Here is a 13,306-nt window from a genome sequence, read left to right on the forward strand (position 1 = left end):
CGGCGATGAAGCCGCTCAAGCCCGCCGACCTCGAACGCCAGACGCGCCTCGACCCCGCGGTCCGCTTCGTCCTGCTCACCGGTCCCGACGAGGCGACGATGGGCGCGGTCGCCGCGCATCTCGTCGGGCTTGCGGGCCCGGAGGCTGAGCGGCTCGACCTCGCCTCGCCGCAGCTGTCGCAGGATGCGGCGCTGCTAGCCGCTGAGGCGGCGTCGATGTCGCTCTTTTCGCCGGCGCGGGTGATCCGGCTGGAGATCGCGGGCAGCGGCGACGATTGCCTGTCGGCGGTTGAGGCGCTGCTCGCCGCCGACACCGCGATCAACCCGGTGATCGCGACCGGCGCGTCGGTGAGCGCGCGTTCGAAGCTCGTCAAGCTGGTCGAGGGCGCGGCGGGGGCGGTTGCCGCCATCTGCTACCAGCCCGACCGGCGCGCGCTGGTCGGCATCGCGATGGACGCGGCGCAGGATCAGGGGTTGCGCCTGTCCAACGCCGATGCACAGCTGCTCGTCGATCTCGTGTCGGGCGACCAGGCGCTGATGCGGCGCGAGATCGAGAAGATCGCGCTCTACCTCGACGCCGCGCCCGACCGGCAGCGGCAGGTGACGGCGGCGGACATCGCCGCGCTGGGCGCCGTGACGCACGAGGAGGACGTCAGCGCATGCATCAACGTCGCGCTCGGCGGCAAGGTGCGCGACCTGCCCGACATGCTGGCGAAGGCGGCGGCGATCGGCGTTGCCGAAATCCGCATCATCCGCGCGCTCGGCATCCGCGCGATGCAGCTCGCCCGGCTGCGCGCCGAGGTCGATGCGGGCGCACATCCGGCGACGGTGGTATCGGCGCGGAGCAGCGGCGTTTTCTGGAAGGAGCGCGATGCGGTGACGGCGCAGCTCCACATCTGGGATTCGCTGCGCGTCGCGCGGCTGATGACGCGGCTGCTTGATTGCGAGCGCGCGCTCAAATCGTCGGGCACCGCGGGGGCGGTGCTGTTCCGCAAGCTGATGACCGACATCGCGCACCAGGCGGCGCGAGCGCGCTAATTCAGGGATCGGTTCAGGGAGCCGCGTCGCGCGCCTCGATCCGCGTGCGCGGGTCGTCGGGCGGGACGAAGGTCCAGACGGTGTCGCCCGGCTCGACCGGCGGCCGGTGCTGGGCGGAAAAGACGGCGAGGTCGCCCGACGGCCGCGCGACCATCAGGCTGTCGCCGCCCGACGCCTTCATCCGCGCGACGAAATCGGCATAGGGGAATTTCTCGGTGATCCGGGTGCGGCCGAAGGTCCACCCCGCCTGCAGCCGGTCGAGCTGCGTCTCGATCGGCGTGCCCCCGAGCGTCAGGACGCGCCCGCGCCGCCGGCTGCCCCGCGGCGTCTCGGCGATCACCCGGCTGACCCGGTCGTGGCCGACCTCGGGCGCCAGCTCGCTGCACACCAGCGCGTTATAGGCGTCGTTGTCGGTCGCGGCGATCAGTTGCTGATAGCGGCCCATGTCGAGATGGTCGTCGTGCGTCTCGTCCAAGATATCGCCGTGATAGACGGGCAGGTCGGCGGCGCGGGCGCGGCGCAGCGCGAGCAGGCTGGTGTCGGCGACCAGCACCGCGCGGCCCTGTGCCTTGACGAACTCGGCGAAGGCGATCGTCCAGCCGTTGGCGCCGACGAGCAGCACCCCGTCGCCCTTGCCGCGGTCGAGCCCCAGCCAGCGCGCGAAGGGCGCGGCGGTGAAGCCGTGCGCGAAGATCGTCGCGATGACCACCGCAAAGGACAGTGGCACCAGCGCCTCCGCGCCCGGCACCCCGTAATCCGACAGGCGCAGCGCGAACAGGCCGGTCACGGCGGCGGCAACAATGCCGCGCGGCGCGATCCAGGCGACGAACAGGCGCTCGCGCAAGGGGATGCGGGTAAAGAGCAGCGCCGCCATGATCGTCAGCGGCCGCACCACGAAAAGCAGCAGGACGAGGAAGAGCAGGAAGCGGAGCTGGAAATTCTGGACGACGGTCCAGTCGAGCGTGGCGGACAGGATGATGAACACGCCCGAGACGAGGAGGACGGTCAAATCCTCCTTGAAGCGCATCAGCATATGGCTCGAATCGGTCTCGCGGTTCGCCATCACCACCCCCATCACCGTGACGGTGATCAGTCCCGTTTCGTGCATGATGAGGTCTGAGAGGACGAAGACCGCGATCACCGTCGTCAGCAGCACCGGCGCCTTCAGATATTCGGGCACCCAGCCGCGCACGAAGGCCGCGGTCAGCGCGAAGGCGGCGGCGCCGCCGATCAGCATCGCGAGCAGGCTGGCGGCGACGACATCGGTGACGATGCCGACGCCGTTCGCGTCGCTGCCGCCGTGGATGATGTAGGAATAGATGCCGACCGCGAGCAGCGCGCCGATCGGGTCGTTCACGATCGCTTCCCATTTCAGCATGTGCTTGACGCGCGGCGTGATGTTGAGCGTGCGCAGCAGCGGCACGATCACCGTCGGGCCGGTGACGACCATGATGCCGCCGAACAGCGCCGACAGCTCGAACGGCAGCCCCGCGCCGTAATAGGCGGCCGCGGTGCCGAGCGCCCAGCCGACCGGCACGCCGACGAAGACGAGCATGAACACCGCGACGCCGGCATGGCGCAGTTCGCGGAATTTCAGGCTGAGCCCGCCCTCGAACAGGATGACGGCGACCGCGAGCTTGATGATCGGTTCGCGCAGCGCCCCGAAATCCTTTGCCGGGTCGATCAGGCCCAGCACCGGACCGGCGACGATGCCGGCGAGCAGCATCAGCGCGATCGCGGGCCGTCCCGTCCGCCAGGCGACCCATTGCGCGCCGATGCCGATGACGCCGATCAGGGCGATTTTGACGAGCAGGGAGTCGATCGCGAACATCGCGCAAGCCTATGCAAGGACAGGCGAAAAGCAAAAGAAAACCGCCCGCGCGCGGGATGGCGCGCGGGCGGTCGAAGCGCGATTGCGCCGGATCAGAACTGGCCGCGCAGCGTCACGCCATAGGTGCGCGGTTCGCCGGGGAAGCCGACGAAAAGCTGGCTCGCCGTCGCCGGGAAGCCCAGCGATGCGGGCGCCGCGACCGATCGGAAGGTGCCGCTGCCCTGCAACGGCATGTCGGCCCCGATCTGGTAGTAGCGCTTGTTGAGCAGATTCTGCCCCCACAGCTCGATTCCCCAGCGCCGGTCGGGACCGTAGAGGCCGACGCGACCGTTGACGACCGCGAAGCCGTCCTGGATCTTCTCGACGTCGAGGTCGGAGCCGGTGTTGGTGTCGCTTTGCAGGCGCGTGTCGAGATAGAAGAGCGCGCTCATCCCCGACCCGCCGATCGGCGGCGTCCAGCTGATCCCGGCGGTTGCGACATATTTGGCGGCGTTCGACACGCCGCGACCGGGAAGCTGGAACAGCACCGGCGACAGCGGCCGGCCTCCGGTGCCGACGAGATTGCGGCGATAGAGGGTGTCGACATAGGTCAGCCCCATGTTGACCGACAGATAGCGCGCGGGGCGCAGGAAGGTCTCGATTTCCAGCCCCTTGGCGACGACGCCGGGTTTCAGCCGGTCGGCCGCGCAGCCGCCGGTAAGGGCGCTGTTGTCGATCGGGCCGGTGCCGAGGTCGTCCTTGCACGCCTGGATGTTCGTCACCTCGAAATTGACGCCATTGTAGGTGTTGAGCTGGTAATTGCTGTATTCCTGCCAGAAGGCGGCGATGTTGACGTCGATCCCCGGCCCGTCCCACTTGATGCCGAGTTCGTAGGCGTCGACCTTTTCGCTCGCGAACTGCAGGTCGCTCGCCTCGGGCCGCCCGTTGGCCGGGGTGTTGGCGGGAAGCGCGAGCAGCGCGGTGCAGGCGGCGTTCTGCGCCGCCGACCCCGCGGTGGTGCTGCACGGCCGGTCGAGCGCCGAGAAGTCGAGGTTGAAGCCCCCGGCCTTGTACCCCTTCGACGCCGAGCCATAGACGAGCAGGTCGGGCGTCGGTTTCCAGCTCAGCACCGCGGTGCCCGTCCACTGGCTGTCGCTGAAGCGCGTGCCCGGCGCGCCCTTGACGAGGTCGGGCGCTGTGCCGTTGATGACGCAGGCGAGGCTCGCGAGCGCCTGCAGCGATGAATTGACGATCGCCGGGCACAGCGTGTTGGTGAAATTGGCGTCGCCGGCCAGCGTCTTCTTTTCGTGCGTGTAGCGCGCGCCGATCGTCAGCGTCAGCCGGTCCTCGACGAGGTCGAAGCTGTTGTGGGTGAACAGCGCATAGTTGGTGCTGCGCTGGTGAAAGCTCGGATCGGCGGCGCCCGTGCCGTTGAGGCGCGGCGCGTTGAGCAGCGCGGCGATCCCCTGGAAGCCGGGGAAGGAGGTCGCGGGCAGGTTCGAGCAGGTGGCCGAGGCGGGATTGACCAGCGTCGGCGCGAGCGTCACCGCCGCGAGGCAGTTGGCGAAGCGCTCGTAATCGGCCCCATAGACGATGTCGTCGTCGATATCGAGCTTCTCGTTGGCGAAATAGCCGCCGATCAGCCAGTCGAGCCGCCCGTCGAGCGCATCGCCCTGCAACCGCAGTTCCTGCGTGAACAGGCGGAAGCGGCGGTCGAGGTCGGTGCGGTGCAGGATGTCGAGCGCGTTGAAGTCGGCGTCCTGCCCCTGCGCATTCTTGTAATCGCGATAGGCGGTGATCGAGGTCAGCGTCGCCGGGCCGAGCTCCCACGTCAGCTCGCCCGAAACGCCCCAGTCCTTGGTGTCGGAGCGATAGGTGATGCCGGGGGTGGTCGCCTGGGTGCGGATGAAGCTCTCCCCCGGGGGCGGCACCTGATGGTTGGCGCCGAGAAGCTGGAGCAGCGGCAGCAGCGTGTTGGGCCCGGCGACCGGAAAGCCGTCGGCGCCGCGCGTCAGGCCGCGCACCGGGCCGAGCAGCACGCCGCCGCAGCAATTCTCGTCGCGCTCGCTGTAATCGGCGATCAGGCGCAGCCTGATGCTGTCGCTCGGTTCGAACAGCATCTGCCCGCGCACCAGCCAGCGGTCGCGGTCGTTGATGTCGGGTTCGCCGGGCGTCGCATTCCTGATGAAGCCATCGCGCTTCTGCCATACGCCGTCGAGACGCAGCGCCGCCTTGTCGCCGAGCGGCGCGTTCAGCGACCCGTCGATGCGCCAGTAATCATAATTGCCGTAGCTGACCGACCCCTTGCCGCCGAAATGGCCGAGTTCGGGCCCCTTGGTGACGATGTTGATCAGCCCGGCGGTCGAGTTGCGGCCGAACAGCGTACCCTGCGGCCCGCGCAGCACCTCGACGCGTTCGATGTCGCCCAGTTCGGACAGGCCGACGCCAGTGCGGCTACGATAGACGCCGTCGATGAACAGGCCGACCGAGCTTTCGAGCCCGGGATTCTCGCCGACCGTACCGATGCCGCGGATGCGCGCGGTGAAATTGACTTCGCTCGTCGCGCCCGACACGAGCAGCGACGGTGCGACCTGCCCCAGCGCGCGCACGTCGGTCGCGCCGGTCTTTTCCAGCGTCTCGCCGGTCACGGCCGATACGGCGATCGGCACGTCCGACAGCATCTCGCTGCGCCTCGTCGCGGTGACGATGATCGAATCGGGATCCTCATATCCCTCGCCACCGCGCGCCTGCGCGAGCGCCGGGGCCGCGGCAAAGGCGACCGCCAGCGATACCCCTAGCGCGCTGGTGTGAAGCAGGTGGGACGCGGAAAAACGCTTGGCTTTCATCTGTGGTCCTCCTCTCGCAATATCTTTTCATTCTGCGAGGAAGGAGCATATCAAAATGGCGTGGAGCGACCAGAGGCCGCCCGTTTCCGTAGCGGTTTTACGCCGCGGGCGCGTCTTTTCTGCCACAGCTGCCACGAATGCCAGTTTGACAAAAAGAAAAAGGCGGGGCGCGCCGGCCCCGCCTTTTCCAATCGGGGCGGCCGCGGCCGCCCCGACCCCCTTGCGGCTCAGAACTTGCCGCGCAGCGTCACGCCATAGGTCCTCGGCTCGGCGAGGAACATCGAGAAGATCTGGCGACCGCCCGGATATTGCGGATCGGCGAAATCGGCCGTCGTCGCACCTTCCTGGAACGGCGAGTTGAAGGCGACCTGCGAATATTGCTTGTTGAAGATATTCTGCGCCCACAGCTCGATGCCCCATTTCTCGTCGGGGCCGCGCACGCCGAGGCGCGCGTTGAAGATGGCGTAGCCGTCCTGTTCCTTCTGCGGGAAGAGGTCGGAGCCGGTGTTGTAGTCGCTGGTCATGCGGCCGTCGACATAGACGAGCCCGGTCAGCCCGCTGCTGCCGATGTCGGGCGTCCAGGCGATGCTGCCGGTCGCGACCAGTTCGGGCGCGTTCGACATATTGTCGCCGGGAAGCTTGCGAAGCGCCTGGTCGAGCGGCGTGCCCGACGAGTTGCCGACCAGATTCTTATTATACTTGGTCCGGGCATAGGTCAGCCCCGCGGTCATGCGGAAGCTGCGTGCCGGGATCAGCGAGGCTTCGAGCTCGAAGCCCTGCGAGCGCACGCCCCAGGTCACGTCGTCCGCGGCGCAGGCGCCGGTCGTTGCGGCTGCCGCGTTGTAGTTGGGCGCACTCGTAAATTTGCTCTGGTCGCGGTCGGCCCCGCCGAGATCGGCCGAGCAGCCGTTGATCGTCTGCACGATATAGGTCGAGCCGTTGAAGGTGTTGAGCTGGAAGTTCTTGAAGTCGGTGCGGAACAGGGTCAGCCCGGCGCTGAACGGACCGCCCGAATATTTGGCGCCGAGTTCGTAGCTGGTGACGAGTTCGGGGTCGAACTGGAGGCCGCTGACCAGAGCTTGCGCGCCCGCTTGGCCGCCGAACGGAACGATCGGCGATTTCAGCGCCGAGCGGTCGAGGTTGAAACCACCCGCCTTGTAGCCGCGTGAATAGCTGGCATAGGTCATCAGATCGTCGGTGGGTTTCCACGACAGGATCGCGGTGCCGGTGAACTTGTCCTCGCTGCGCTGGTCGCTGATCGACACGCCATTGAGCTCGGCGGTAGCATTGCCCTGACAGCCGAGGCCGATCAGCGCGCCCGCCAGCGCCTTGGCGGTCGCATTGCTGGTAGTGCTCGTCAGGTCGTCGAGCACGAGACCTTGTATCGTCGTGCAGACCGTGTTGTCGTTGGTGAAGCTGGCCGAGAATTTCTTCTTGTCGTGCGTGTAGCGCAGGCCGAGCGTCAGATCGAGCGTGTCGGTGATGTGGAAGATATTGTGCGTGAACAGCGCCCAGTTCGTTCCGTTCTGCCGATAGCGGTCGTTGATCGAGCCGAGGTCGTTAAGGCCGTCGAGCGCGGAGAAGGCGGCGACGATATCCGCCCCCGAAGTGCCCGAGGCGCCGAGGATCGTATTGCGGCCCACCCCGAGCGGATTGTCGATGCCCCCCGCGACGCAGCCTGCCTGACCCGGCGAATAGAGGCCCGCAAGCGCGCTGCCGCTAACGAGGCGGCAGTTGGCGAAGCGGCCGTAATCGTCGCCGAAGCGCAGATTGTCGCGCACCGTCAGCTTTTCGTTCGCGTAGAATCCGCCGATCAGCCAGTCGAGCTTGCCGTCGAAGGCTTCGCCCTGCAGCCGCAGTTCCTGGGTGAAGGTGTGGAACTGGCGATAGGCGTCCTTGTCGTCGGCGCGATAGAGGATGTCGACCGCGCCATAGTCGAGGTCGCCCGCCTGTCCGGAGCGATATTCGCGATAAGCGGTGATCGACGTCAGCGTCGCGCCGCCGAAGTCATAGTCGATCTGGCCCGAGAAGCCGTAATCCTTGGTCTTGCCGGCATAGCTGCGGCCCGGGGTGACATAGATGTCGCGGTTGTAGCCGGGGGTCAGCGCCGCGGCGGGCTGTCCCAGGTCGATCAGCACCCGCGTGATGTTGTTGGTCGTCGCGGTCGCGGCCCCCGTCGGGCTCGGGTTGTTGAGGTTGCCGATGTAGGGATTGACGCTGTTGTCGACATAGATGGCAGCGCAGCAGCGCTCGTCGCGGTTGGTATAGTCCGCGATCAGGCGCAGCGACAGCGCGTCGGTCGGTTCGAACAGCAGCTGCCCGCGCAGGAAATAGCGGTCGCGGTTGTTGATCTGCGTGTTGTTGTTGACGTCGTTGTAGAAGCCGTCGCGCTTCACCCACACGCCGTCGATGCGCGCCGCGAGCGTGTCGCTGATCGGCCCGGTGACGCTGCCGCCGAGGCGCCAATAGTCGTGGTTGCCGTAGGTGACCTCGCCATTGGCGCCGAAGGTGAAGGAGGGTTTCTTCGAATAGATGCTGATCAGGCCCGCCGACGAGTTGCGGCCGCCCAGCGTGCCCTGCGGCCCGCGCTGCACCTCGACCCGGTCGATCTCGCCCAGTTCGTTGAGGCCGATGCCGGAGCGCGAGCGATAGACGCCGTCGATGAACACCGGAACCGAGCTTTCGAGCCCGGGGTTGTCGCCGACGGTGCCGATGCCGCGGATGCGCGCCGAGCCGTTGGCCTCCGAACCGGTCGACGAAACGAGCAGCGACGGGGCGACCTGGTTGAGCTGGCGGATGTCGTTGGCGCCGCTGTTCTGCAGCGTCTCGGCGCTGACCGCCGAGATGGCGACCGGCACGTCGGACAGCAGCTGCGCGCGGCCCTGCGCGGTGACGATGATCGGCGCGTCGCCGCTATCGTCCGCCGTCGCCTGATCCTGCGGCGCGGCGTCCTGCGCGAAGGCGGGAACGGCGGCCGCGGCGACCGCCAGCGATACGCCGAGCGCGCTCGTGCGCAGCAGGTGGGCAGACAGAAGGGAAGATGATTTCATTTGGGGCACTCCTCTCAGAGAATTTCTGTTCTCGTTGCCGCGCGATCATAGCCCGATCGCTTCCGCGTTCCAGTCAAGCTCGCGCTTTTGCGCGTTTCTTTGCAACGAGTGATGCTTTTTCGCCACAGCCACACCGGGGCGTGCCGGGCGCAAATTAGGGGAAATCCCCTATGCCGTAGCGTCACATCCGGCGGCGTCACGGCACGGGAAAGCGAGCAGCCGTCCCTGCGCGACGAGCATCGCGCGATACGGGCCGGAAAATTGCTCTGCGATCGCCGCGTCTCGGACGTCGAGGCCGCCTGTGAGGCTACCGAAGGCCGGCAGCATCAGGCGCCGGTCGTCGGCGGCGAAGCAGGGGCGCGACACGTTGCGGCCGCGCAGCGCGAGGCGCAGCTTGGGGTGGAAATGCCCCGAAATCTCGGGCCGCGTTTCGCCGGGCAAGCATTGGTGGCGCAGCACGATGCCGTCGACGACCAGCTCGTCGACGACGGTGCCGCCCCATGCATCGCCGCTCAGCCCGTCGTGGTTCCCGGCCACCCAGACGAGCCGCGCCCGTGCCGCGTGATGGGCGAGCCGCCGGGCGATCGCCGGCGCGACGGCGCGCGCCGCCTGCGGATCGTGGAAGCTGTCGCCGAGGCACCAGATCTGCCGCGCGCCGGTGTCGGCGGCGAGCCGCGCGAGCCGGTCGAGCGTATCGATACTGTCATAGGGCGGCAGCGGCTGGCCGCGCGCGGCATACCAGCGCGCCTTTTCGAGGTGCATGTCGGCAACGATCAGCGCGCCGTGCCGCGCCCAGAACAGCGCGCGGTCGCCCGCCACGGCAAAGCGGTGGCCGGCGAAGTCCAGCGCCGGTCGAGCGGACGGCGGCGGGACGAGCGGGGGGACGAGCGGGGCAGGCGCCATCGCGCGGCTATGGCAAGGCGGCGGGGCGGCGGCAAGCGCCGGGCGACGGGTTGCGCCGATCAGCTCCCGGCAGCGATCCCGGCGGCGGCATAGCGCAGTGCCGGGTCGCGGCTCGCGCGTTCGGGCAGGTCGAAGACGACGCGCTTGTTCGGGAAATCGATCTCGACCCGGTCGAACAGCGACAGGCTGTCCATGCCGAGCAGCAGCGCCGGACGCTCCGCGAGATCGAGCGCGCGAAACGCCTGCGAATCGGCGAAGCTGACCGGCAGGTCGTTGACCTCCATCCCGTTGATCGAGATGCGGCGGACGATCGTGCGCATCGCCGCGACCGGCTCGCCGGTCACCGCGTTGAGTGTCACCGGCAAGAAGGGCAGGCGGTTCTGCTTCCGGTTGGCGACGAGCCGCTGGAAGGCGAGGTTGCCGACGCTCGTCTGCGCCCCCGTATCGACGATCACGTCGACGCGGTGGCCGTCGAGCCGCGCGTCGGCGAGGATCAGCCGCCCCGCCTGATTGCGCGCGGTGACGACTATCGCGTCGTCGTCGCGGATGATCGGCCGCGCCCGGCGCCGGGTCTCGAGGATCGCCATGCTTTCCTTGCGGAAATCGATGAGGACGCGGCGGTCTTCGAGCATGTCGACGCCGATCAGCCCCGCGGCGCCGATATGGCGGCCGGCGAAGGCCGGGGCTTCGAACCCGCTCATGTGCAGGTCGGTCATCTGCAGCGCCGCGACGCGATAGCTCTGCGCGGTCGCCGAACCGCCGATCGTCGCGAGGCGCAGCGTCGCGCCGGGAAGCAGGCCGAGCCGCTCGGCGAGCTCCTTGGCGATCACGGTGCGTTCGGCGCCGGTATCGACGAGGAAGGAAAAGGGCCCCTGCCCGCCGACCATGACGTTGACCGCCATGCGCCGCGTCGCGTCGAGGTCGAACGGCTGGATGAAGGGCGTGACCTCGCTCGTCGTCGTCGCCGGGTCGGCGATGCCGTCGGTCGGGGGGGCGGGCACGATCGGCGCCGTCGGGATCGTCGCGCCCGGCGGGGTCGATCCCAGCAGCACGGGGGCGGCGAGCAGGAGGATCCAAAGCGGCGCGCGGGCGGCGGCGTGTCTCATGGCGGCATCCTTCTTTTGATGCCAGTCTACGCCTGCGGCGGCGCCGCGGCAAGCGGGACGAGGAGTCGCCCTTCTGGTGGCCCTAGGGCCCCATCGCCGCTTCGGCGAGCGTGTCGGCGAGTTCGCCGAGCAGCGCATCGTCGAGATCGGCGGCGGCGACATTCTCGCGGCCAATCAGGACGAGGACGGGGATTGCGAGCGGGCTGATGCGGTCGAGCCGCTGGTGCACCATCGTTCCGGCCGCGCGGTCGAGCAGGTCGCCGAGCCGCGCGACGTCGGTCAGCCGCTCGCGCGCATCGGCCCAGGCGGCCTCGAGCAGCAGATGGTCGGGCTCGTACTTGCGGAGCACGTCGAAGATCAGGTCGGTCGAAAAGGTCACCTGCTTGCCCGTCTTGCGCTTGCCCGGATGCTGGCGCTCGATGAGGCCGCCGATCACCGCGACCTCGCGGAAGGCGCGTTTCAGCAGGTGCGATGTCTCGACCCACTCGACGAATTCGCCTTCGAGGATCGTCGCGTCGAACAATGCCTCGGGATCGGTGACCGGCCGTAGCGACCAGAGCGCGATCGCATAGTCGGAGGCGACGAAGCCGAGCGGCTGCAGCCCCGCGCGCTCCATCCGCTTCGACAGCAGCATCCCCAGCGACTGGTGCGCGTTCCACCCCTCGAACGGATAGCAGACGAGATAATGCGCGCCTTCGTGCGGAAAACTCTCGACGAGCAGTTCGCCGGGACGCGGCAGCACCGACCGCAGCGCCTGCATCTCCAACCAGAAGCGGACATCCTCGGGAAAGCGTCGCCAGCTTGCCGGATCGGCGAGGAAAGCCCGCACCCGGTCGGCGAGGCGGGTCGAGATGGCGAGCCGCGCGCCCATATAGCTGGGGATGCGCGCGGGACGCGTCGTCGCGCGGACGATCAGGTCGGTGTCGCGGATCGCCTCGACCTCGAGGCTGAGCCCGGCGAAGGCGAAGGTGTCGCCCGGTGTCAGCGTGCTGGCGAAATATTCCTCGACCTGCCCCAGCCGCCGCCCGTTCCGGAACCGCACCGCCGCCATCGGCGCCTCGACGATGATCCCGGCGTTGAGCCGATGCTGCGCCGCGAGCCGGGGGTGCGCGACCCGCCAGCGCCCCGGTCCGTCGGGTGCGAGGCGGCGGAACCGGTCATAGCTCTTGAGCGCATAGCCGCCGTCGCGCACGAAGCCGAGCAGGCGCGCGAAAAGCCCGGCATCGACCCAGCGATAGGGCGTCGCGGTGCGAATCTCGGCAAGCAGTTCGGCCTCGTCGAACGGCGCCGCGCAGGCGAGCGCCATCACATGCTGCGCGAGCACGTCAAGCGCGCCGGGACGGAAGCGGTCGGCATCGCGCTCGCCCGCCGCGACCGCATCGAGCGCGGCGCGTGCCTCCAGATATTCGAAGCGGTTGCCGGGCACGATCAGCGCGCGGCTCGGCTCATCCAGCCGGTGGTTGGCGCGGCCGATGCGCTGGAGCAGCCGCGACGAGCCCTTGGGCGCGCCCATCTGGATCACGCAGTCGACGTCGCCCCAGTCGAGCCCGAGGTCGAGGCTGGCGGTCGCGACGAGCGCGCGCAGCCGCCCCTCGGCCATCGCCGTCTCGGCGCGCTGCCGCGCCTCGCGGTCGAGGCTGCCGTGGTGGATCGCGATCGGCAGCGACAGGTCGTTGACCTTCCACAGCTCCTGAAAGATCAGCTCGGCGAGCCCGCGCGTGTTGCAGAAGATGATCGTCGTGCGGTTCTTCGCGATCTCCGCCATCACCTGATGCACCGCATAGCGCCCCGAATGGCCGGCCCACGGCACCGCGCCTTCGGGCAGCAGGATGCGGATGTCGGGATCGGCCCCGGGCTCGCCCTCGACCAGCGTTACCCCCCCGGCATCGGCGTCGGGCGCCAGCCAGGCGCGATAGGCGTCGGGGTCGGCGATGGTGGCCGACAGGCCGACGCGGCGCAGACCGGGCGCGATCCGCTGAAGCCGCGCCATCGCGAGCGACAGGAGGTCGCCGCGCTTGCCGGGCGCAAAGGCATGTATCTCGTCGATCACCACCGTCTTCAGATCGGCGAACATCGCGAAGCTGTCGGGCCAGGAGAGCAATAGCGACAGCGATTCGGGCGTCGTCAGCAATATGTTCGGCGGCTTTGCGCGCTGCCGCGCCTTCCTGTCCGAACTGGTGTCGCCGCTGCGGCTCTCGACGCTGATGTCGAGGCCCATGGCGGCGATCGGGCCGAGCAGGTTGCGCTCGACATCGGCGGCGAGCGCCTTGAGCGGCGAGACGTACAGCGTGTGCAGCCGGTCGCTGGGACGACCCGCAAGGTCGGTCAGGCTGGGCAGGAAGCCCGCGAGCGTTTTGCCCGCGCCGGTCGCCGCGACGAGCAGCGCATGCTCGCCGCGCTCCGCCGCCGCGAGCATGGCGGCCTGATGTCCGCGCAGCCGCCATCCGCGCGCGGCAAACCAGTCGGCGAAGAGGGGTGGCAGGGCCATGCAGCGGATGTGGCGCCGCGGACGGCGGGGGGCAAGCCCCCGGACCGACGGCAGCGCTACGGATGT

Annotated in this window: 7 protein-coding genes; 1 reads left to right on the plus strand and 6 read right to left on the minus strand. The window is 68.7% G+C overall.

What is annotated here, in order from left to right; all coding sequences use genetic code 11:
- Positions 1–5 precede the first annotated feature (5 nt).
- Positions 6–1,037 carry a DNA polymerase III subunit delta gene (holA, locus tag AC2S9W_RS04600; RefSeq protein WP_486571682.1) on the plus strand — a complete coding sequence of 344 codons (1,032 nt, stop codon included), beginning with the start codon at positions 6–8 and terminating at the stop codon, positions 1,035–1,037.
- A gap of 13 nt (positions 1,038–1,050) precedes the next feature.
- On the opposite strand, the gene AC2S9W_RS04605 is transcribed toward holA, so the two are convergent.
- The 6 genes from AC2S9W_RS04605 to AC2S9W_RS04630 all read right to left on the minus strand — a co-directional run bounded on the left by AC2S9W_RS04605 (position 1,051) and on the right by AC2S9W_RS04630 (position 13,240).
- Positions 1,051–2,868, minus strand: coding sequence for a cation:proton antiporter (locus AC2S9W_RS04605; RefSeq protein ID WP_199775033.1), 1,818 nt, complete (start codon positions 2,866–2,868; stop codon positions 1,051–1,053).
- Between the two features lie 92 nt (positions 2,869–2,960).
- Positions 2,961–5,693, minus strand: a complete 2,733-nt coding sequence (locus tag AC2S9W_RS04610; protein ID WP_286749082.1) for a TonB-dependent receptor — start codon at positions 5,691–5,693, stop codon at positions 2,961–2,963.
- 227 nt (positions 5,694–5,920) lie between these two features.
- Entirely contained in the window at positions 5,921–8,743 is a 2,823-nt protein-coding gene (locus AC2S9W_RS04615; RefSeq protein WP_104960220.1) for a TonB-dependent receptor, read from the minus strand.
- Positions 8,744–8,911: 168 nt separating this feature from the next.
- Positions 8,912–9,646, minus strand: a complete 735-nt coding sequence (gene pdeM / locus AC2S9W_RS04620; RefSeq protein WP_104960221.1) for a ligase-associated DNA damage response endonuclease PdeM — start codon at positions 9,644–9,646, stop codon at positions 8,912–8,914.
- Between the two features lie 59 nt (positions 9,647–9,705).
- Positions 9,706–10,752: a retroviral-like aspartic protease family protein gene (locus AC2S9W_RS04625; RefSeq protein WP_076073450.1), complete on the minus strand. Its 1,047-nt coding sequence runs from the start codon at positions 10,750–10,752 to the stop codon at positions 9,706–9,708.
- Between the two features lie 82 nt (positions 10,753–10,834).
- The gene (locus AC2S9W_RS04630) at positions 10,835–13,240 is read right to left on the minus strand and encodes a ligase-associated DNA damage response DEXH box helicase (protein ID WP_067111014.1); all 2,406 of its coding nucleotides are present in this window, start codon (positions 13,238–13,240) and stop codon (positions 10,835–10,837) included.
- Positions 13,241–13,306: the final 66 nt, after the last annotated feature.

The sequence above is a fragment of the Sphingopyxis sp. 550B genome (assembly GCF_057401805.1).

Coding starts and splice junctions, on each gene's coding strand:
- holA (WP_486571682.1), top strand. CDS start 6: ATGAAGCCGCTCAAGCCCGCCGACCTCGAACGCCAGACGCGCCTCGAC.
- AC2S9W_RS04605 (WP_199775033.1), bottom strand. CDS start 2,868: ATGTTCGCGATCGACTCCCTGCTCGTCAAAATCGCCCTGATCGGCGTC.
- AC2S9W_RS04610 (WP_286749082.1), bottom strand. CDS start 5,693: ATGAAAGCCAAGCGTTTTTCCGCGTCCCACCTGCTTCACACCAGCGCG.
- AC2S9W_RS04615 (WP_104960220.1), bottom strand. CDS start 8,743: ATGAAATCATCTTCCCTTCTGTCTGCCCACCTGCTGCGCACGAGCGCG.
- pdeM (WP_104960221.1), bottom strand. CDS start 9,646: ATGGCGCCTGCCCCGCTCGTCCCCCCGCTCGTCCCGCCGCCGTCCGCT.
- AC2S9W_RS04625 (WP_076073450.1), bottom strand. CDS start 10,752: ATGAGACACGCCGCCGCCCGCGCGCCGCTTTGGATCCTCCTGCTCGCC.
- AC2S9W_RS04630 (WP_067111014.1), bottom strand. CDS start 13,240: ATGGCCCTGCCACCCCTCTTCGCCGACTGGTTTGCCGCGCGCGGATGG.